The sequence below is a fragment of the Verrucomicrobiia bacterium genome (genome assembly GCA_026414565.1).
In the GTDB taxonomy this organism is placed as follows: domain Bacteria; phylum Verrucomicrobiota; class Verrucomicrobiia; order Limisphaerales; family Fontisphaeraceae; genus Fontisphaera.
This window is the reverse complement of the sequence record JAOAIT010000048.1, coordinates 1-22,998: the sequence shown is the minus strand read 5'-3', so window position 1 is coordinate 22,998 and position 22,998 is coordinate 1. Positions and strand designations below refer to the sequence as shown.

The following is a 22,998-nucleotide window of genomic DNA, read 5'->3' as shown; positions in this document are numbered from 1 at the left end:
GCTAAAAGTAGAAGAAGGGCCGTTGACTGCAAGGACTTTTCCGCAGGGCAGGGGAGCTGCCCCCCCCCGTCAACCTCCGCCCGCCCATCCCTCACTCCTTGACCACCGTCAGCTCCATCAGCTCCACCGACGCATCGGCCGGCAGCGTCAACAACCACTCCGCCGCAAAGTCCGTCGGCGCGCTGAACGGGATCTTGAACGGCCGCCAGCGATCCGTCGCCCGGATGGACTGCTCAATCAGTTTTTGATTGCCCCATTGCGACACCGCCCCCACGTTCACGCTCGAACCCCGCAGGCTCCGAATGTTTCCTTGCAGGATATACCGCTGCCCGGCCTTCCCGATAAACCGCGGCCCCCGCAATATCGCCTGCCCTCGCCCCTCGCTGGTGGTAACCTGCCAGATGATCCCGCCCCCCACCGGATCATTCACCTTGGCCATCGTCAGTTTCCCCGACCACCCCCCCACCCGCTCCGACCACCCCCTAGGCAGCCACCCGCTCACCATGGTTTCCTGATTCGTGCTCTGCAGCTCCCGCCCCTCCGGCCCCAACGTCTTCACGAAACGGGCATCCCCCGCCAGCGCCTTCTCCATGATGGGATACGCCTCCTCAAATCGCTTCTGCGCATGCAGCACCTGCGCACGGCCCCACAGCACTTCGCTCGTCCGATCATCATGCCGCATCGCCAGCACCGTCAACGCCTCCGCCTCCGCCGGCGCCCGGCTCAACCGCAGCAGCGCCAGTTTCGTGAGCGCCAGCGGATGATCCGGCGCCAGCTCCAACACCGTTGGCAGTTGCGCCTCCTCCCCCGCCTCCACCTGCCGCTGCACAAACTCCGGCACCGTCAACGTGCTGTGCGGCGACGTGGCCCGCCGATCCCGCGCCTCCAAAAACCAGCGCCCCCACACCTCAAAAGGATTCTCCCCGCCCGCCCCCCGGATTTTCTGCTCCAGCTCCCGCAACAAATCACAGGGACGCGGCAGGCTCTCGCTGCCCCCCGCATCACTGATCCGATACCCCCCCACCGCCTCCGCCAGCGCCGGCAGCCAGGCCGGGGCTTTCGTCGGAAAACTGATCAACCACAGCCGCGCCGCCCGGTCATTCCCCGTGGTAATCGCAAACTTCCCATCCGGACTGAAGGCCCCAAAACGCACCGCCTCCTCGTGCTGCAATGGTTCGGCCACCATCAACCCCAAATCCGCATCCCACACCCGCGCCGCCTTGTCCCGGCTGATCGTCATCAAAATATGCCCCTGCGGACTGAACACCACCTGCCGCACCGGACTGTCCAGCCGCAACGGCTCCGTCACCGGCAGCCCCGTCCGCGTATCATAAATCCGCACACTCTGATCCTCCGACCCCGTGGCCACCAGCCGCCCGTCCCGGCTGAAACTGACGCTGTTCACCGCCCCGTCATGGCGCAACCTCTCCGTCACCGGACTCCCGTCAGCCCGAAAGACCCGCGCCGTCCGATCCTCGCACGCCGTCGCCACCAGCCCCCCGTCCGCCGTCACCTCCACATCCCGCACCTCCCCCCCATGCACCAGCGGCGCGCTCAACGGTTTGCCGCTCTGCCCGTCCCAAATCCGCGCCGTCCGATCCCCCGACGCCGTCACCACCACCTTCCCGTTGGCGCTGAACCGCGCCACCCGGATGGCCCGCTCATGGCTCATCACCTCCCCCAACGCCTGCCCATTCTCCGGATTCCACAATCGCGCCGTCCGATCCTCCGAGGCCGTCAACACCCTTTGCCCATCCGGACTGAACGCCACGCTCACAATCCACCCATTGTGTTGCAGCGGCTTGCCCACCGCCTTCCCCGAGGGCACTTCCCACACCCGCGCCGTATAATCCTCCGACCCGGTCACCACCCGCCGGCTGTCGGGACTAAAATGCACGCACCGGATCGGCTTCTCGTGGGGCAGCGTGGCCACCGGCAATCCCGTCGCCAGCTCCCACACCACCGCATTCCGATCCTGTCCCCCCGTCACCACCCACCGGTTGTCCGGGCTGATCGCCGCCACCTCCACAAAACTCCGATGCGGCAGCACCGTCGGCAGCGGCCGCCCCCGCAAACTGTCCCATAACCGCGCCGTGCCATCCCCCGCCGCCGTCAACACCTGCCGGCCATCGGGCCGGAACATGGCCAGCTTGACCGCCCCCTCATGCCGCAACGGCTCCGCATAAGCCTCTCCCCCCGCCACGCTCCAAATCACCGCCGTCCGGTCATCCGACGCCGTCAACAACCATTGCTCATGCGGGCTGAACTCCACCGTGTTCACCCCATCCCCATGCGCCAGCGGCGGACTCAGCGGCTTCCCAGTCGTCGCATCCCAAATCCGCGCCGTCCGATCCCGCGACGCCGTCGCCACCCGCAAACCGCTCGGGCTGAACACCGCCTGATACACCCAATCCCCATGCGTCAACGGCTCCGTCACCGCCTGGCCCGTGCTCACGTCCCACACCCGCGCCGTCTTGTCCCCCGACGCCGTCACCACCTGTTTGCCATCCCCCCGGAATCGCACACTCACCACCCCCCCATTGTGCTTCAACGGCTCGCTGAGCACGGGCTTCCCCGTGGCCGCCTCCAGCAGGTTGGCCACATTGGCCGCCGCCGTGGCCAGGATCCGATCATCGGGACTGAACATCACATCCACCACCGGCCCCTCGTGGCCCAACGGCTCCGTCAACGGCTGGCCATTCTCCACATTCCAAATCCGCGCCTGCCGATTCTGCGTCCCCGTGGCCACCTTGCGCCCATCGTGGCTGAACCGCGCCACCCGCACCCAGTCCTCATGCGCCAGCGCCGGCCCCGCCGGCTTGCCCGTGGCCGCATCCCAGACCTGCGCCGTCCGATCCGCGCTCGCCGTCACCAGCCGCCGCCCGTCCGGACTGAACTCCAGCGCCAGAATATTCCCCCTGTGCCGCATCGGCTCGCCCACCGCCTCCCCGCTTTGCGCGTCAAACAACTGCGCCACATTCGTCGCCGCCGTCGCCAGCCGCCGCCCGTCCGGACTGAACGCCGCCGCCACCACCGGCGCCGCATGCTCCATCACCCGCAACCGCGGCAGCGCCCAATTCCGGTTGTCCAGCAGCGATCGCAACCGCGCCGCCGCGCTCTCATTCTCCGGATTCCAGCGCAGCGCCCGCGCCAGATACGCCAGCGCCCGGCTCTCCTTCTGCTCCTCCGCCAGCCGGGCCCCCGTGTTGAAATCCGCCATGCTCAACGCCCGCTCCACCTCCCGCTTCTTCTCCTCCGCCTCCTTCTGCGCCGCCAGCGCCCGGCGCTCCGACTCCTCCGCCCGCGCCCGCCTCTCCTCCGCCAGCTTCAGCGCCTCGATGCGCCCCTGCTGCGCCTCCTTCTCCCGCTGCAACGCCTCCTCCGCCTTCCGCTGCTGCTCCAGCGCGTTGTCCCGCGCCTTCTCCGCCTCCCGCAACGCCTGATCCCGCGCCGCCTTGGCCGCCAGCTCCCCCTTCAACGCCTCCTCCGCCTTGCGCTTCTCCTCCATCGCAATCTGCCGCTCCTTCTCCGCCTTCATCCGCTCCGTCCGGGCCTGCTGCTCGTTCGCCTTGGCCGTCCGCTCCGCATCCCGCGCCCGCTGTTGCTCCGTGAACAACTGGAACAACAAAAACAGAAACAACACCAGCAGCGCGCTCACCCCCGCCAGAATAATCTGCAACCGCCGCTGCGCCCGCTCGTGATCCCGCTGCTTCAAATCATCAAAATTCACCCCCAGCACCCCCGCCAGCAGCTTCAACAACGCATTCCGCTTCCCGTCCTTCCCCTTCCGCACATCCGCCGCAATCGGCTCCGTCGGAATATTCGTGATCCGCCGCTCCGCATCCACCCAGTACCGGATGGACTCCGGAAAACACTCCTGCAAACCCAGCTCCGGATGATTCGTCGCATTCGGCTCCCCGTCCACAATCAGGCACAACACCCGATCCTCACGCCCCAGCGACTTGAAAATCCGCACCTCCTGATCCACCCATTGCGACTGCGCCGCCCGCGGCGAACAAATCACAATCAAATACCGCGACTCCTTCAGCGCCCGCGTGAGATTCTCCCCCAAATTCGCCGACCCCGGCAGCTCGTCCCGATCCCGGAACACCGGAAACAACCGCTTCGGTATCACCCCGCTCCGCGTCTTCCTCCCCACCAGCCGCCCCGGCACGCGATACGTCTCCAGCCCCCGATGCAGCCAGTCCGCCCACTTGCTGTCGGCGTGGCTGTAACTGATAAAGGCCCAGTACTTAAACTCGCCCGTTGAATCCTCAGTGCTCATCCGCTGTGACCTTGGCACCTGCCGCCCCCACCGGGCGGCGGCCCATGAACCGGATCAGGCTGCGGTGTTGTGCCATCCAACCGCATCAGAATTGGGCGCTCGTGGCTGACGTTGCCCCCTATCAATGCCAGCTTCCCCAACTTTTGTCAAAAACCTTTGCGCCAGCCCCTTCCCCCTCCTCCCTTCCGACCTCAATCCCCCCTCATGTTCATCTGTGTTCATTTGTGTTCATTCGTGGTCAAAAACGCCCATTCGTGTTCATGATTCGTCTTTCTTCGTGTTTATTCGTGGTCAAACCCTTCTTCGTGTCCCTTCGTGTCCATTCGTGGATAACCCCCCTCCTCATATCCATTCGTGTTCATGATTCGTGTTTCTTCGTGTCCATTCGTGGTTAACTCCCTCCCTTCGTGTCCCTTCGTGGTCACCCCCCCATTCGTGTTCATTGAATAATTCACCTCCCCATTCGTGTTCCTTCGTGTTTATTCGTGGTTAACCCCCTCTTCATGTCCCTTCGTGGTCAAAACCCTCCCCCCTCCCCCCCCAATTTTCTGCTCGTCCCCCGTCCCATCCCCTGCTATCCCTCTTCCCCATGTGCGGCATCATTGCCTATGTAGGTTACAAGGAAGCGGCCCCCCTGCTCCTGGATGGACTCCGCCGCCTCGAATACCGCGGCTACGACAGCGCCGGCCTGGCCGTCCTCGGCGAACACCTCCAAACCCGCAAAAAAGCCGGCAAAATCGAAGACGGCCTCGCCCCCCTCCTCGCCCGCGAACCCCTCCACGGCCTCGCCGGCATCGGCCACACCCGCTGGGCCACCCACGGCCCCCCCACCGATGCCAACTCCCACCCCCACCCCGACGCCTCCGGCCGCATCGTCATCGTCCACAACGGCGTCATCGAAAACTACGCCCTCCTCAAAAACCGCCTCCAACTCGCCGGCCACCGCTTCACCTCCGACACCGACACCGAAGTCCTCGCCCACCTCATCGGCTGGCACTACCAGGCCCGCCGCAACACCCCCGGCGCCCTCCACCCCCTCGCCCAGGCCGTCGCCGACGCCCTCCGCGAAGTCATCGGCACCTACGGCCTCGCCGTCCTCTGCGCCGACTTCCCCGGCCTCATCATCGGCGCCCGCCGCGGCTCCCCCCTCATCGTCGGCCTCGCCCAGGGCGAACACTTCCTCGCCAGCGACTCCGCCGCCCTCGTCCCCCACACCCGCGACGTCATCTACCTCCAGGACCACGACCTCGTCCTCCTCACCCCCCAGCGCCACGAAGTCCACCGCCTCCAGGGCGAGGCCGCCCGCGTCGAAATCAGCCGCCTCGAATTCGACACCGCCGCCGCCGAACGCGGCAACTTCCCCCACTTCATGCTCAAAGAAATCTTTGAGCAACCCCAAACCGTCCGCAACACCCTCCGCGGCCGCCTCGACCCCGACGAAGCCACCGCCCGCTTCGGCGGCCTCAACCTCACCCCCGCCGAACTCCGCGAATTCGACCAGGTCCTCATGCTCGCCTGCGGCACCAGTTGGCACGCCGCCCTCCTCGGCGAATACCTCATCGAAGACCTCGCCCACCTCCCCGTCGAAGTCGAATACGCCAGCGAATTCCGCTACCGCAACGCCCCCATCAACAAACACACCCTCGTCCTCGCCATCACCCAGTCCGGCGAAACCGCCGACACCCTCGCCGGCCTCCGCGAAGCCCGCCGCCGCGGCCACAAAGTCCTCTCCCTCTGCAACGTCGTCGGCAGCACCATCGCCCGCGAAGCCGACGGCGGCATCTACCTCCACGCCGGCCCCGAAATCGGCGTCGCCGCCACCAAAACCTTCACCGCCCAGGTCACCGTCCTCACCCTCCTCGCCATCCTCCTCGGCCGCATGCGCATGCTCGGCGCCGCCCACGCCCGCCGCCTCCTCGCCGCCCTCGAAAACCTCCCCGCCCAAATGCAATCCGTCCTCCACCTCCACGATTCCGTCCGCCGCCTCGCCCAAAAATACGCCCACGCCGAAGACTTCTTCTTCCTCGGCCGCCAGTTCAACTTCCCCATCGCCCTCGAAGCCGCCCTCAAACTCAAAGAAATCAGCTACATCCACGCCGAAGGCTACCCCGCCGCCGAAATGAAACACGGCCCCATCGCCATGATTGACCACCGCACCCCCACCGTCATCCTCGCACCCCAGGACAGCCTCTACGAAAAAACCCTCGCCAACCTCGAAGAAATCAAGGCCCGCCAGGGCCCCATCATCGCCCTCGGCACCGTCGGCGACACCACCCTCCCCCAAAAAGCCGACGACACCCTCCTCCTCCCCCACGCCCCCGAATGCCTCTGGCCCCTCCTGGCCATCCTCCCCCTCCAGCTCCTCGCCTACGAAATCGCCGTCGCCCGCGGCTGCGACGTGGACAAACCTCGCAACCTCGCCAAATCCGTCACCGTCGAATAAACCCCGCGCTACCCCCCTTTCTTGCCCTCGCCTCCCGCGCCATTAAAAAAACGAGTATCTCACCTGCAGCCTCAATCTCAAAGTCTTGAAAAAGACCACGAGCACGATAAAGCTTAATGCTTGATCTATGCCCCCCAAGTACAGACCTTGGACGCGCGAGGAGCACATCCTCGCCTTCAATCTCTATTGTAAAATCCCATTCGGGCGGCAACACAGCCGCGCGCCCGAAATTATTGAACTGGCCAGGTTGCTCGGGCGCTCGCCGGGATCAGTGGCACTCAAACTGAACAATTTTGCCCGCCTCGACCCAGAGCTGGCGGCCCGCGGCATCAAAGGCATGCCACACGGAGCCAAAGGAGAAATTGACATCTGGAGAGAATTCGAGGACGACCCCGCATCGCTGGCTTACGAGAGTGAGCGCCTGCTGGCCCAATACACCGGACGCAAACTTGAAGACCTGGCCGCTATTTCGCCTGATGAGTTGCCCCAGGAAGGACGCGAGCGTGAACGCCTGGTGCGCGTGCGCGTAAATCAACACTTCTTTCGGGCGACCGTACTGGCCGCTTACGACGGCAAATGCTGCATCTCCGGCCTGGCGGTGCCAGAACTGCTGGTTGCCAGCCATATCCTCCCATGGGCCGATAACCCAAAACAGCGGATGAACCCCAGAAACGGCCTTTGCCTGAATGCCTTGCACGATCGCGCCTTCGATCGCCGCCTCATGTTCTTTGACGACAATCTTTGCGTCCGCTTCATACCTGGTATCAAATCCCGTGCCGATTGCGAGGGACTCGACTGGTTGTTGCGTTTCGAGGGCCGCCAGCTTCGAAAACCCAATAAATTCATGCCCTCCCCACAGTTCCTTCAAGCCCACGCAAAAACTTGCACCGAATCAAACTCCGCAAACTCCGCCTAACCTCAGGCATTATTTTGTGGGTCTTTAACTATTTATCTAATTCGGCTCGACAGCTATCCCTTAACCTTAAACAGAAAACCGCTTTTCACGGTGCCAAGCTAAGTATTCTGGATTAGGCCAGTATTTAGGATCCTTGGGAAGAATAAGTCTGCGGCCCTCAAAATCTGCCAAGCGTTGACCAGGTAGGCCATTCTCGGTGAACTTTTTTCGGTTTACTATAATATGGAAGTCGTCAGTGATTGACCACAAACCACGATCAAACTGCCAATGCGCATTCTTGCAGAGTGCGAGGCCATTCCGTGGATCATTGTTCCGGCTGTCGCGAAACTCATGGATGTGCGCGGCATCTACTATGCTTTCCATCTTATCAACCCCCAAAGTCGTCATCCGATAGCCGGTTAAAGCGCAGGTGTGCTGGTAAGCGATAATCACAACTTCGATTCGAAAGCGTGCGTCCCGCCCCCGCTCCACTTGTGCGGTGAACAGCGGCCCCACTTGATTGGCATTGCTACCGCCCGCGTTTTCCAGATTAAACATTGCTCGTAGTGCGACACGCTCCGGCTCCCTGAAGTAAGGTGGCGTATCAATTAACACATGTTTCGCCTTCTCACGAAACAAAGGATCCTTGAGGCATTGGAAAAAATCAGGATCAAAACGAACTTTCACAGTCAACCTGGGGTGAGGCGAAGGCTTACCGTCTGCCATTAGTGGCTGCCAGATGCCAGAAGTCTTCAGGTGATGAAATGGTAATCGCAACTCGAGCGGCCGGCGCTTTCGATCCGCAATTACTTGATTGAACAGGCTAAAGCGATAAGCAAGGTCTGGCGAGAGTGACAATTCTTGGCTCTTGATTTCTCCACGATCCGCCATTTCCAAAACCATCAGTAGCAGAAACGGCTTATGTGGCGCGGGGTCACCGCGAGCGCGGTCTATCTTTAGCGTGGCCAGCTTGTGGAGCCAGTATGCTTGATCTTTTTCCATACCACTAAAGGATTGTGAGGTCTTGTTTTATTCTTGCGCCCATAAGTCGGCAGCGCCTAGCGAGAAATTATAAGTACTCCTCAGCCTCCATCTCTACAATACTTTTGGGCATCGCATGCAACCGAAAATGGTCTCTGAGTTCCTCGACACTAGAGAGGTTACCCTATTTCTCTTTTCCAATTTTGGTTTGCTATGAACTTAATTAACATTGCCCCTCACCCCATCGCCTGTCCGCCATTCACCGCCGCTCTTTCCGGGGCAGGGGAGGGCAGCGCAAAACCAGCGCGCCACTTTTCCCCTCACCCCACCCGCCCCTGGCTCTGCGGACGCCGAAGCTGCCGGGGACTCAACCCCAGCCGCTGCTTGAACACCGCGCTCAAATACTCCACATGCTTGAACCCGCACCGCTCCGCAATCTCCACCATCGGCAAATCCGTGTTCACTATCAAATCCTGCGCCCGCTTCAGCCGCGCCTCAATAATCAGTTGATGCACCGACTTGCGCAACACCGCCCGAAACCGCCGCTGCAACACCGTCCGCGACAACCCCACCTGCCGCGCCAGCACGCTCACCTTGATCCCCTCGCACGCATGCTCCCGGATCAACCGCAGCGCCGCCGCCACCTGCCGGTCCTCAATCGCCAGCGTGTCACTCGATAACCGCGTCACCACCCCCGCCGGCGGCACCAGCACCGGCTTCTCCGGCGCCGGCTGCCCCGCCATAAGCTGCTCCAGCAGCGCCGCCGCCTCGTACCCCACCTGCTCATGATTCGGCACCACGCTCGACAACGGCGGATTACACACCTCGCACAACGGCTCGTCATTATCCACCCCAATAATCGTCAACTCATCCGGCACCGCCACCCCCGCCCGCCGGCACGCCTCCAGCAACAACGGCCCCCGCTGATCCGAACACACCATGATCCCCGCCGGCTTCGGCAGCCGCCGCACCCACGCCGCCAAATCATCCTCCACCTCCTCCCACGAACCAAAACTCTCCACCCCCCGCGGCAGATTGTACACCAGGGCGCTCCCCCCCTCCCGCACCACGGCCTCCACAAAGGCCTCCTCCCGGTTGTGCGACCAGTTCTCCCCCTCAATCCCAAAAAAACCAAAATGATGAAACCCCCGCTCCAACAAATGCCCCGCCGCCAGCCGCGCCACCTGCCCATCGTCCACGTGCACCAGCGGCAAAGGCAGCCCGGGCACCACCCCCAGCACATCCACCGCCGGCAACCCCGACGCCAGCACCGCCTCCGCTATCTTCCGATTCTGCACCCGCACAATAATGCCGTCCCCCCGCCACTGCCGCAGCCACTTCGGCACCGCCTCCTCCAGGCTCCGCGGCTGGTAAAACAACGCCCAGGGCCCATGCCGCCGCACATACCGCGCCACCCCGCGCAAGATCGCCCGCCCCGAGGCCAGGGAGGTCTCCACAATCAGCGCCACGTGCGGACGTCGGCCACGGCCATTTCCACCAGCCATATTCGCGCCCATGCAGATTTTTTAACTTCCCAGCACAATAACCCCTGCCTCTGCGGCTTGAAAGCCGAAACTCATCCGCCCGGGCAAAAAGCAGGGCAGGGGAACCCGCATCCCCCAAATCCATTCCGCCCCTTGCCCTGCAACCTTTTCCTGCACCTGCCCCTCCTCCGGCCGCCCCCCCCCGCTCCTCACGGTCACGCCCACGCCCCGCCACCCTTCCAGCCTGACCCAATTCCTTAAGATTTTGCTCCAATTCCTCATGGCCAGAGTTTCGCCCCCGTGGCATATTTCTGCCATGCCTGAAACATCGAGAGTCCGTCTGATGCCGCTTCAGTGGGGCGGCACCTCGTCCCTTGCTGTTTTTCCTTGATGGAGGCAGAATTATTTAATTAACTAAAATAATTATGAAAACGCTCCGCTCCCTCGCCTGTGCCTGCCTCGCCGCAGGCTTCATCCTCTTCCTCAACCCCCTCCAGGCCGCCAGCGGCGGCTGGGTCGGCGGCCTCGGCGGCCCCTGGCACGAACCCACCAATTGGAGCAACGGCGTCGTCCCCAATGACTCCGACGGCTGGGCCATCGCCGAAGTCACCAACGGCCTCGCCCTCATCACCACCTCCACCCCACGCGTCAGCGAGGCCTGGGCCGGCAACAACGGCATCCCCGGCATCATCGTCGTCACCAACGGCGGCGTCCTCAACGTCGCCAACTGGCTCGTCTCCGGCCGCGCCGGCTCCGGCTTCACCCCCATGAGCCATCTCATCGTCCACAACGGCACCGTCAACAAAACCGGCGACGGCTTCCTCGTCGGCGACATCAACAACTGCCGCGGCACCCTCACCATCGCCGGCACCGGCACCGTCAACGTCAACGGCGGCTGGTTCGGCGTCGGCAACGGCGAAGGCGGCTGGGGCTGGGTGTACATGCGCGATGACGCCCGCCTCCTCCTGGCCGACGGACGCGACTTCAACATCGGCGACTGGGGCACCGGCCGCGGCTGGCTCTACCTCCAGGACAACGCCCGCATCGAAGTCCGCCGCTTCTGGGTCGGCAAAAACGACACCGCCGGCGTCATGATCCAGCGCGGCGGCACCGTCCAGGGCTTCACCCCCACCGCCAACGAATGGCGCATCGGCGAAGGCAACAACGCCTACGGCTTCTACTGGCTCGCCGCCGGCACCTTCAACAACCCCAACAACCTCCACATCGGCGCCAACGGCATCGGCCTCTGGTACCAAAACGGCGGCACCACCACCTGGGGAAGCTGGACCGCCCCCGGCCGCTACGCCAACGGCCGCGGCGTCGTGTACCTCACCTCCGGCCGCGTCAGCCACACCGGCGCCAGCACCCGCTTGTTCGCCGCCGAACAGGGCCGCGGTGAAATCAACGTCCACGGCGACGCCGTCGTGGATTGCAACCTCGGCCTCGTCCTCGCCCACGCCTACAGCGGCGCCACCGGCAAGGGCTACCTCAACCTCAACGGCGGCCGCGTCCAGGTCCCCCGCTTCGAACGCTGGGGCGATGCCCCAGGCGGCCTCGCCTACGTCAGCTTCAACGGCGGCGTCGTCCAGGCCAAGGCCAACGAAGGCGCCTTCTTCGAAAACATGACCGAAGCCCGCGTCTATGCCGGCGGCGCCGTCTTTGACACCGCCGGTTTCAACATCGGCGTCAACCAGCCCCTCCTCGCCCCCTCCGGCAACGGCGTCGCCTCCATCCCCGTCCTCAACGGCGGCAGCGGCTACATGGGCCCGCCCTGGGTTGAAATCGTCGGCGACGGCTTCGGCGCCACCGCCGTGGCCCTCATGGAAGACGACGGCACCAGTAACGGCACCTTCCGCGTCCGCTCCATCCTCGTGACCTGCCCCGGCCGTGACTACGCCACGCCCCCCATGGTCAACCTCCGCGGCGGCCTGCCCGTCACCCCCGCCACCCTCGATGTCGCCACCCTCGCCCCCAATCAAAGCGGCGGCATCACCAAACTGGGCAACGGCATCCTGACCCTCGGCGGCGCCAACACCTTCACCGGCCCCACCCTCGTCCAGGCCGGCGCCATCCGCGCCAACCGCGAAAGCGTCATCGCCGGCGGCGCCAGCCTCACCGTCGCCCTCGGCGCAACCTTCGATCTCAACAACTATGCCCAAACCGTCGGCTCCCTCAGCGGCGCCGGCCAGATCCTCCTCGGCACCGCCACCCTCACCTGTGGCGCTGACAACACCTCCACCGTCTTCTCCGGCTCCATCACCGGCGCGGGCGGCCTCACCAAGCAGGGCACCGGCGCCCTCCTCCTCAGCGGCGTCAACAGCATCGCCGGCACCACCCGCGTCAATGCCGGACGCCTCGTCCTCACCACCGCCTCCACCAACATGGGCAACCTCCGCGTGGCCGACGACGCCACCCTCGGCGTCCAGGTGGCCTCCGCCGGCGGACGCCTCACCGTCGCCAACCTCACCCTGGGCGAAAGCGTCTGGTCCACCCTCGAAGTGGACCTCGGCGCCTTCGGCAATCCCACCATCGCCCCGGTGGAAGTCACCGGCGCCCTCACCTTGAACGGCGATGTCGTCGTCAACCTTTCCGCCGCCAGCCTGGCCGTCGGCCAGTTCCCCATCATCCGCTACGGCACCAAAACCGGCGTCGGCCAGTTTGTCCTCGCCAGCCTGCCCCCGCGCGTCATCGCCGAACTGGTGGACAACGTCGCCAACCAGTCCATTGATGTGCGCGTGACCTCCATCGAAGCCCCCAAATGGGCCGGCATGGTCCCCGGCGGCGCTTGGGATGTCGGCCTCACCACCAACTGGGTGGGCGCTTCCAGCGGCACCCCCATGGTCTTCCAGAATGGCGACGGCGTCTTGTTTGATGACTCCGCCCCCGGCACCACCACCGTCAATCTCCTGACCAACGTCCAGCCCGCCTCCGTCATCCTCAACAACAGCAACCTCACCTACACCCTCACCGGCTCCGGCAAAATCACCGGCCCCGCCGGCCTGACCAAGAACAACGCCGGCGCCGTGACCCTGGCCAACACCGGCGGCAACGATTACGCCGGCCCCACCGTCGTCAATGACGGCCTCTTGCGTGCCGGCGCGGCCAACGTGCTCTCCTCCAACAGCCCCGTGCAGGTCGCCGGCGGCACCCTCGACATCCAGAATTTCAACCAGACCGTGCCGCAGGTAACCCTGGCCTCCGGCGTCATCGCCGGCTCCGGCGGCACCTTGCTGGCGGGCAGTTATCAGGCCCAGAGCGGCCTCATCAGCGCCAACCTCGCCGGCCCGGGCGGCCTCACCAAAACCAGCCCCGGCCAGTTGACCCTCAGCGGCAACAACACCTATGCCGGCGCCACCCTCCTCACCGAGGGCGCCCTCGTCGCCGCCGTCCCCAACACCCTCTCCCCCAACAGCCCCCTCCAGTTGTCCGGTGGCACCCTGAACCTCCTCACCAACCACCAGACCGCCGGCGCCGTGACCCTCACCTCCGGCACCATTGACGGCAGCGGCATGTTGACCGCCCCCTCCTTCAGCCTCGTCAGCGGCACCATCAACGCCAGCCTCGCCGGCCCCGGCAACGTCACCAAGTCCGGCGGCGGCTCCGTCACCGCCAACGGCGCACTCACCCACGCCGGCTCCACCATCGTCAACGGCGGCACCCTCGTCCTCACCGCCCCCAACAGCTACGGCGGCAACACCATCGTCGCCAACGGCGGCGTGGTGGTGGTGAACTCCGATGCCAGCCTCGGCTCCGGCCGGCTCGAACTCAACCCCGGCGGCACCTTGCGCGTCACCGGCACCAACGGCTTTGTCTCCAGCCGCAACATTAACTTCGGCGTGGCCGCCTGGAATGGCGGCACCGTCGCCGTGGATGCAGGCCAGTTCGCCCTCTTCACCGGCGCCATGACCGGCGCCGGCAGTGACACCTACTTCTTCAAAACCGGCCCCGGCGTCATGTATTACGCCGGCAATACCGCCTTCGCCGACGCCACCCACTTCTTTGTCAACGAAGGCTGGCTCGTCCTTAGCAACGCCACCATGTCCGTCAACCGCTGGAGCGGCGTCGCCAGCGCCGCCAATGCCGACGCCGGCCTGGCCATCATGGGCAACACCCGCCTCACCGTCGCCCATGACTTCAACATCGGCGACGTCACCCCCTCCCGCGCCCGCTTCGTCATGATGGGCCAGGACGCCGAAGTCGTCTGCAACGCCTTCGACATCGGCAAACCCGCCAACTGCGTCGGCGTCGCCTACCAGACGGCCGGCGTCATCCGTAACGGCGCCAACTGGTTCGGCGACTGGCGCATCGGCGGCCAGTGGGGCACCGGCGATGTCGGCGCCTATGGCTTCTACCAGCTCGCCGGCGGCGTCTTCTCCAACGTCGTCAACAACTGGCAGGTCGGCGCTTACGCCCAGGGCGTCTATTACCAGTCCGGCGGCACCAACTACCAGGGCGGCTGGACCGCCTTCGGCCGCTTCGGCGGCAGCCCCAGCTACGGCTACGGCGTGGGCTACCTCACCGGCGGCAAGTTCTTCCACGTGCTCCCCGGTCAGCGCGTCATCGTCGCCGAGCAGGGCCGCGGTGAACTGACCCTCGCCCGCTCGGCGGAAATGGATACCGCCGCCGGCATCTGGATCGGCCTCAACTACGGCGGCTTCGCCGGCTACGGCATCCTCAACCTCAACGGCGGCGTCCTCTCCACCCCCAGCGTCACCATGCGCGACGTCGGCGCCACCTCCTACCTCAACCTCAACGGCGGCACCCTCAAGGCCAAGGCCAATGAGCCTAACTTCATCGCCAACCTCTCCGGCGCCTATGTCTATGCCGGCGGCGCGGTGATTGATACCGCCGGGTACGACGTCGCCATCCCGCAACCGCTGCTCGCCCCCGATGGCCAGGGCGTTGTCAGCATCACCCTCGACAACCCCGGCAGCGCCTACCTCGGCCCGCCCATCGTCCAAATCGTCGGCGACGGCACCGGCGCCACCGCCGTGGCCGAAATTGACGTCGCCGCCGGCACCGTCACCAACATCATCGTGACCTCCCCGGGCCGCGGTTACACCGTCGCCACCGTCACCCTCTCGGGCGGCGGCGGCTCCGGCGCCACCGCCACCGCCGTCCTCGGCGACAACGTCTCCGGCGGCCTCACCAAGCTCGGCGGCGGACGCCTCGCCCTCACCGGCGCCAACACCTTCACCGGCCCCGTGCGCGTCTCCGGCGGTACCCTCGTCCACGACGGACGGTTTGCCGGCAACGTCACCGTCGAGGCCGCCGGCGCCCTCGACCTCGGCCCGGCCCTCGAAGACCTCGAAATCCGCGGCACCCTCAACCTGCAGGGCACGCTCTTCCTGGACATCAATCCGGACCAGATGGACAGCGACCGCATCTTCGGGCCGACCAACGTCATCTTCAACGGACGCCTGGTCATCCGCAACCTCGGCGGCCCGCTCCGCGCCGGCGATTCCTTCTGGCTGTTTGACGCCCTGGCCTTCGAGGGCGCCTTCACCGAAGTCGTCCTGCCCGCCCTCGACCCCGGCCTCGCCTGGGATGTTGCAGCCTTGCAGGTCAGCGGCATCCTCCAGGTGGTGCCCGTGATCACCGTGCCCCCGGCCGTCAGCGGCTGGACCCTTGACCGCAACCATAACTCCCTCACCCTCGAGTTCACCGGCCAGGCCGGCCAGACCTACTGGCTCCAGAGCGCCTCGCAGCTCTCCACCAATACCGTCTGGCAGACCATCAGCACCAACACGGCCAACCTCGACACCGGCCGCTTCCTCCACATCATCACCAACTTGACGGAGTTTCCGCAACGCTACTTCCGCTTGGTGAAGCCCTAGGGGCGTCCCGGGCGGGCGGCTCCCCTGAGCCGCAGCGAGCTGGTGACCTTGTCCAAGCCGCCGGGCGCAATGCCCGGCGGCTTTTTAATCTGCAATATGTTACAATGAGGTTAACTATGAAATCCGGTTGGCATCGCTGGCTGGCCCGCGCGGGCGCCTTGCTCCTCGCTGGCTGTTGGTTCTCCCTCAACCCGCCCCTCCCGGCGGCCACCCTCGCCTACTGGCGCTTCGAGGAAGGCCCGGCTGGCGCCCTGGTGTTTAACAACCCCACCCGCTACTCCGCCGATGCCTCCGGCAACGGACACCACGGCTTCTCCGCCTCCCTCCAAAACTCCGCCAGTTATTCCGACCTGATCCCGGGATTCGTCATCCCTCAGACCGGCACACCCAACCGTTTCAGCCTCTACACCGGCCCGGGGGGGGCCGTGCGCGACCTCTACACCACCTCCTCCCTCAATCAGGCCGTCCTCTCCAGTTTCACCATCGAAGCCAGCGTCATGTTTGACGGCCTGGGCACCTGGCAGACCTTTGTCGGACGCGATGCCAACTTCAGCCCCCTCGCCGCCGTCTATTTCCAGATGGTCCAGGACAGCGGACGCCAAAACCATGTCGGCTGCAAAATCATGGACAACGGCAACGTCTTCCGCTCCGTCTTCACCCAGGCCCCCGTCCAGCCGGGCCGCTGGTATCATTTCGCCGTCATCGCCAACGCCACCAATCGCACCCTCTCGCTCCTGCGTTTCGACGAAACCCAGGGCACCTATGTCACCGAAGGCACCACCTCCTGGTTGGGGCCTATGGCCTCCCAAGGCGGCTCCTGGACCCTCGGCCGCGGCATGTACAATGGCAACCCCACCGACAGCTTCAACGGCCGCCTCGATGAGGTCCGCATCAGCGATGTCGCCCTCACCATCCCCGAACTGCTCTGGTCCTGGGCCGTGCCCCGCCAGGTCAGCATCCTCACCCAACCCGCCGATCTCTCCGTGCCCGAGGGCGGCTTCGCCAGCTTTGCCGTCCAACTGGGCGGTCAACCCCCCTTTTCTTTGCAATGGTACCGCAATGGCCAGCCTCTTGCTGGAACCCAGCAATCTACACTCTCCCTCGGCCCGGTGACGCCCGAAGACCACGGCGCCACCTTCTTTGTGACCGCCGCCAACGTGGTCAACGGCCAGCCTTATTCCGTCACCAGTCGCGTCGCCTCCCTCACCGTCGCCGCCGATAACACCCCCCCGGCATTGCTGCGCGCTCAATGGCTGGGCCAGCCCCAGCAAATCAGCCTGCTCTTCTCCGAACCCTTGGAACCGGCCTCGGCCACCACCACCGCCAACTATTCCTTGGACAACGCCGCAGCCGTTCTGGCCGCCCGTTTGACCGCCGACGCCCGCACCGTGCTGCTCGAAACCACCCCCCTCACCCCCGGCCAGCCCTACACCGTCACCGTCAATGGTGTGCGGGATGCCTCCGCCGCCCGCAACCCAATCCCCCCCGGCACCCAGGCCACCTTCACCTGCAACTATCAACCCCTCGCCCGCGCCGGCATCCCTTGGGAAGGGCCTTCCCTGGATGAACCCTTGGGGCCTGCCAGCCGCCGCACCTCCTGGGTCATCTCAGAAATCCATTACCACCCCCCAACCCGCGCGGATGGCCGCAACGCCGAGTTCATCGAAATCTTTAACAGCAACCCCTGGCCCGAGGACCTGAGCGGCTATTACCTCTCCGGCGCAATCAACTACACCTTCCCTTCCAACACCCTCGTCCCCGCCTTGGGCTTTGTCGTCGTGGCCGCCGCTCCCGCTGATCTCCAATCCATCTATGGCCTTTCCGGCGTCCTGGGCCCCTGGGGCCTGGGCCAGAGCCTCCCCAACGACAACGGCCTCCTCCGTCTGCACCACCGCCAGGGCGCCATCCTGTTGGAAGTCGAGTATGAAGACAGCGACCCCTGGCCGGTCGCCCCCGATGGCGGCGGCCACTCCCTCGTTTTGCGCCGCCCCAGCTACGGCGCAAGCGACCCCCGCGCCTGGGGCCCCAGCCAATCCCCCGGCGGCTCCCCCGGGGCCCCCGAACCTGCCCCCCCACCCCTCGGCGGCCTGGCTTGGGTGCGCGTCAATGAAATCCTCGCCAATGCCCCCACCGGAGCAGTGGACTTTGTGGAATTGTTTAACTACGGCACCCAGGCCGTGGACCTCGCTGGCTGCTTCCTCACCGATAACCCGGAAACCAATAAATACATCTTCCCTCCCGGCTCGCTCATTCCTCCCCAAGGTTTTCTGGTGGTGAACCAGCCCGCTCTGGGCTTCGGCCTCAAAGCCGGCGGCGACACCCTCTGGTTCAAGGCTCCTGACGGCTCCCGCGTGCTTGAGGCCGTCCGCTTCGGCCCCCAGGAGCAGGGCGTGACCTGGGGACGCCATCCCGACGGCGCCGCCCTGTTCAACCGCCTGCATACCCCCACCCCCGGCGCCCCCAATGCCCCCGCCAAAATCAGCGAAGTGGTCCTCAACGAAATCATGTTCAACCCCATCAGCCGCAATAACGAGGAGGAGTTTGTGGAATTGCATAATCGCTCCTCCCAGCCCATGGACATCAGCGGCTGGCAGTTGCGCGGCGGCATCAGTTACGTCCTCCCCCCCAACACCTCCATCCCCCCCGGCGGCTTTTTGACCATCGCCCGCAACGCCTCCCGCCTCCGTGCCCTCCACCCCAATCTGCCCCCTTCCTCCATCCTCGGAGATTTCAGCGGCCAGTTGAGCAATCAGGGCGAACGCCTCCAGTTGGCCCGGCCTTCCCCTTCGCTCAGTTGGGAATCCGGCACGCTCGTCACCAATACGCTGATGGTGGGGGTGGACGAAGTCTCCTATCGCGACGGCGGCCGCTGGGGCCGCTGGGCCGATGGCGGCGGCAGCAGCCTCGAACTGGTGGACGCCCGCGCCGACAAACGCCTCGCTCCCGCCTGGGCCGACAGCGATGAATCATCCCGCAGCGGCTGGGCCACAATCGAAGCCACCGGCCTTCTCGATCATGGCAACGGCCCCGCCGACTCCTTGCAAATCCTTCTCCTCGGCCCGGGCGAGTGCCTCGTGGACAACGTCGAAGTCATCCCCCAAGGCGGGGCCAACCTGATCCGCAACCCCGATTTTGAAGGCGGATTGGACTCTTGGTACGCCCAGGGCGCCTTCAAGTACTCTTTCTGGGAAACCAATCAGGGTTACCAAAGCGCCCGCTCCCTCCACGTCGTGGCCACCGACCGCGGCGACACCGGCGCCAACCGCATCCGCACCCGCCTGACCTCCCCCCTCACCGCCGGCCAGACCGCCACCATCCGGGCCCGCGTCAAATGGCTCCGCGGCGAGCCCCAAATCCTCCTCCGCTTGCGCGGCAACTGGTTGGAAGCCGTCGGCAACGCCCTCACCACCACCGCCCTGGGCACCCCCGGCAGGCCCAATTCCCAGCGCCGCCCCAACGCCGGCCCCGCCATTACTGAAGTCAACCATTGGCCCGTCCTGCCCGCCGCCCAGGAACCCGTCACCGTCGCCGCCCGCGTCAGCGACCCCGACCCCCTGGCCTTCGTCTCCTTGCTCTATCGCGTGGACCCCTCCACCAACTGGCTCATCCTCCCCATGCAATATCGCGGCGCCGGCTGGTTCGCCGCACAAATCCCCGGCCAGCCCTCCGGCACTTTATCAGCCTTCTTCATCAGCGCTGGCGATGCCGGCACCCCTCCCGCCACCTCCCGCTTTCCCGCAGATTCCCCTCGCGAATGTCTCGTCCGTTGGGGCGAGCCGGAGCCGGAGGGCGCTTTGGGCGTGTACCGCCTTTGGTTCACCCGCGCCACCCTCGAGGAATGGGTGCGCCGTGAAAAATTGAGCAATGACCCCCTCGATTCCACCTTCGCCTATGGCCGTTACCGCGCCATCTACAATGCCGGCGCCCAGTTCAGCGGCAGCCCCTGGCACAGCCAGTTTTACGATTCGCCCCTGGGCAACTGGTGCAATTACGCCCTCTTCATGCCCTCCGATGACCGCCTCCTGGGCATGACCGATTTCCGCATCTTTTTCCCGGGTAATGATGCCGACGACACCACCGCCCTCCGCGAGCAATTCGGCCTCTGGCTCTGCGAGTGGCTCGGCCTGCCTTTCAACCACCACCGCTTCATCCATTTCTATGTCAACGGCCAGCGCCGCGGCACCATCCTCGAAGACGCCCAAACCCCAGACCCCGACACCATGGAATCCTTCTGGCCCGATACCGGCGGTGACGGTGAACTCTACAAAGTCACCATGTGGCACGAATTCGAGGACAACGCCGCCACCTACGTCACCACCCAGGCCACCCTCCAAAACTTCACCACCTCCGGCGGCGCCAAAAAACTCGCCCGCTACCGCTGGATCTTCTCCCAGCGCGGCAACCCCGACTCCGCCGTGGCCTACACCAATTTGTTTGCCCTGGTGGATGCCGCCAACCTCCCCCTCTCCTCCGTCGAATCCCGCCTCAACCTCATCGCCGACATGGATAAATGGATGCGCCTCTTCGCCTTCGAGCACGCCATCGGCAACTGGGATTCCTGGGGCAACAACAACGGCCAAAATGTCTTCCTCGCCCGCCCCCAAGGCCGTCCCTGGACCTTGATGCCGGTGGATGCCGACATCTTGCTCGGCTCCGCCCCCAGCGACCCCCCCACCTCCGATTTGTTCCGCTCCTCCGACCCCGTCCTCGCCGGCTTGTACACTGTCCCCGCTTACCGCCGCGCCTACTGGCGCGCCTTGTTGGAATTGGCCAACGGCCCCTTCCTCCCCGCCAACGCCAACGCCTGGCTCGACCCCCGTTATGCCGCCCTCCTGACCAACGGCGCGCCGGTCAGCTCCCCTCAGCCCATCAAAAATTACCTCGCCACCCGCCGCAATCAAATCCTCACCCAGGCCGCCGCTGAAGCCACCAGCCCCTTCTCCCTGGCCACCCCCACCAATTTGCTTTCCTCCACCAATCTGCTCACCCTCTCCGGCACCGCCCCCATCGAAGTCGAGCGTTTCCTCGTCAATGGCCTCCCCTGGCCGGTGACCTGGACCACTCTCTCCAACTGGTCCCTCCGCGTGCCTCTAACCCAGGGCCTTCAGACCCTGCAAGTGCAGGCCGTGGATCGTTTCGGCGCCGTGCGTCCCGGCGCCTCCGCCACCTTGACCGTGACCTACCAGCCTCCCCCCGAATCGCCCGTGGGCAAGGTGATGTTCAGCGAGCTGATGTACCAGCCCGCCTGGCCCGGCGCCGAATACGTGGAATTATACAATGCCTCCACCACCTCCGGCTTCGACCTCTCCGGTTGGCGCATCAACGGCCTCGACTACACCTTCCCCCCCGGCGTGTGGATTGCTCCAGCAAGCTACTTGGTAGTCACCAAAGATTTGCATGCCTATTGGAACGCCTACGGCATCAATGCCCCCGCTGTCGGCCAATTCGCCGGTAACCTCCAGAGCGATGGCGAAACCCTCACCCTCCTCAAACCCGGCATACCCCCCGCGCCGGACCTCATCGTGGACCGCGTCCGCTACAGCCCCTTGCCCCCGTGGCCCTCCGGCGCAGCAGGGCAGGGGGCCGCCCTCCAGCTCATAGATGCCGCCCAGGATAACAGCCGCCCCGGCAACTGGAGCGACAATACCCCCCTCTGGCGCTTCTTCTCCTACACCGCCAACGTCGGCAGCGTCACCCGCTTCAGCCGCTTGTCCCTCTACTTCGATAACGGCGGCGATGTGCTCCTCGACGACCTCGCCCTCGTGGTGGGCAATACCCCCGAATCCGGCACCAACTTCCTCGCCAACGGCGGCTTCGAATCACCGCTCCCGCCCGCCTGGCTGATCAGTCCCTCCGGCCTGGCCACCAACAGCTTCATCACCAATGGCACCGCCCGCTCCGGCGCCGCCAGCCTCCGTTTCCACAACGTCCCCGGCTCCGGCAGTGTCTCCCAGTTCTATCAAAACTTGACCAACGTCGTGGCCGCCGGACTGCCCGCCAACACCGTCTGCACTCTGAGTTTCTGGTACCGCTCCGATGGCCGCGGCACCCTCAATCTCTACCTCAACTCCGGTTTCCGCGTCACTCTTCCCCTCGGCTCCGGCTCCGGGAGCACGGCCCGCTTCACCCCGGGCACGTCAAACTCCGTCGCCGCCGTCCTGCCCCCATTCCCTCCCATCTATCTCAACGAAGTGCAGCCCGAAAACCGCTCCGGCCCGCTCGACGGCAGCGGCGAACGCGAACCCTGGCTCGAAATCTACAACGCCGGCGCCGAACCGGTGGACCTTTCCCAGTGCTGGCTCACCGATGACCCGGAGCAGCTCAAACGCTGGGCCTTCCCCACCGGCGCCGTGCTGCAGCCCGGCGAATTCCGCCTCCTCTGGGCCGATGGCGAAACCAACGAAAGCACCCCCGCGGAATGGCACACCAATTTCCGCCCGTCCCCCACCTCCGGCGTGGTGGTCCTCACTCTCGTCTCCTCCAACGTCACCGTCGTGCTCGATGAACTCCGCTACGCCCACCTCGCCCCAGACCGCTCCCACGGCAGCCTCCCCGATGGCCAGCTCTTTTTCCGCCAGAACTTCTATTACCCCACCCCCGCCGCGCCCAATGATGGCCGCGAGCCTTTGCCCGTCATTTTCATCAATGAATGGATGGCGGCCAACACCCGTTTCCTCGCCGACCCGGCCGATGGCGATTATGAAGACTGGTTTGAGCTTTACAACCCCGGCGACTCCCCCGTCGCTCTCGGCGGTTATTACCTCACCGATAACCTGGCCAATCCTCGCCAATTCCGCATCCCCAACGGCTGGTCCATCCCCCCTCGCGGCTTCCTCCTCGTCTGGGCCGATAACGAACCCGGCCAGAACGCCGCCGGCTCCGGTTTGCATGTGAATTTTGCCCTCCGCCAGGCCGGCGAGGCCCTCGGTTTGTTTGCTCCGGATGGCCTGACCCCCATTGACGCCCTCACCTTTGGCCCCCAAACCAACGACCTCAGCCAGGGCCGCTACCCCGACGGCGCCGCCTCCCTGGCCTTCTTCACCTACCCCACCCCCTGTCTCTTATACACATCT

The 22,998-nt window shown here is 65.1% G+C and carries 6 protein-coding genes and 2 pseudogenes; 5 read left to right on the top strand and 3 right to left on the bottom strand.

From position 1 onward, the window contains the following. Positions 1-1,339: 1,339 nt before the first annotated feature. Positions 1,340-4,285 (bottom strand): annotated as a pseudogene (locus N3J91_10835) (TIR domain-containing protein). Between the two features lie 589 nt (positions 4,286-4,874). Between N3J91_10835 and glmS the strand changes: the two are divergent. Beyond that, positions 4,875-6,728 (top strand): glutamine--fructose-6-phosphate transaminase (isomerizing), encoded by a 1,854-nt coding sequence (glmS, locus tag N3J91_10830; protein MCX8156921.1) that lies wholly within the window; start codon positions 4,875-4,877, stop codon positions 6,726-6,728. Positions 6,729-6,855: 127 nt separating this feature from the next. Next, the gene (locus tag N3J91_10825; GenBank protein ID MCX8156920.1) at positions 6,856-7,644 is read left to right on the top strand and encodes an HNH endonuclease; all 789 of its coding nucleotides are present in this window, start codon (positions 6,856-6,858) and stop codon (positions 7,642-7,644) included. Positions 7,645-7,710: 66 nt separating this feature from the next. Here N3J91_10825 and N3J91_10820 read toward each other — a convergent pair whose 3' ends face one another. Both N3J91_10820 and N3J91_10815 read right to left on the bottom strand, forming a co-directional pair. Beyond that, positions 7,711-8,625: an HNH endonuclease gene (locus tag N3J91_10820; protein MCX8156919.1), complete on the bottom strand. Its 915-nt coding sequence runs from the start codon at positions 8,623-8,625 to the stop codon at positions 7,711-7,713. Between the two features lie 299 nt (positions 8,626-8,924). Beyond that, complete coding sequence (locus N3J91_10815) at positions 8,925-10,109, bottom strand: DNA-binding transcriptional regulator (protein ID MCX8156918.1); 1,185 nt, start codon at positions 10,107-10,109, stop codon at positions 8,925-8,927. A gap of 404 nt (positions 10,110-10,513) precedes the next feature. Between N3J91_10815 and N3J91_10810 the strand changes: the two genes are divergently transcribed. The 3 genes and pseudogenes from N3J91_10810 to N3J91_10800 form a co-directional block, all read left to right on the top strand. Then, positions 10,514-15,925, top strand: coding sequence for an autotransporter-associated beta strand repeat-containing protein (locus N3J91_10810; GenBank protein ID MCX8156917.1), 5,412 nt, complete (start codon positions 10,514-10,516; stop codon positions 15,923-15,925). Positions 15,926-16,041: 116 nt separating this feature from the next. Then, positions 16,042-17,373: pseudogene (locus N3J91_10805) on the top strand (Ig-like domain-containing protein). A 123-nt stretch (positions 17,374-17,496) separates the two neighbouring features. Further along, on the top strand, positions 17,497-22,998 hold a 5,502-nt coding region (locus N3J91_10800), incomplete at its 3' end, for a lamin tail domain-containing protein (GenBank protein MCX8156916.1).

Bases quoted from the DNA above. Each gene is read 5' to 3' on its own strand.
- glmS (MCX8156921.1), top strand. From the start codon at position 4,875: ATGTGCGGCATCATTGCCTATGTAGGTTACAAGGAAGCGGCCCCCCTG.
- N3J91_10825 (MCX8156920.1), top strand. From the start codon at position 6,856: ATGCCCCCCAAGTACAGACCTTGGACGCGCGAGGAGCACATCCTCGCC.
- N3J91_10820 (MCX8156919.1), bottom strand. From the start codon at position 8,625: ATGGAAAAAGATCAAGCATACTGGCTCCACAAGCTGGCCACGCTAAAG.
- N3J91_10815 (MCX8156918.1), bottom strand. From the start codon at position 10,109: ATGGCTGGTGGAAATGGCCGTGGCCGACGTCCGCACGTGGCGCTGATT.
- N3J91_10810 (MCX8156917.1), top strand. From the start codon at position 10,514: ATGAAAACGCTCCGCTCCCTCGCCTGTGCCTGCCTCGCCGCAGGCTTC.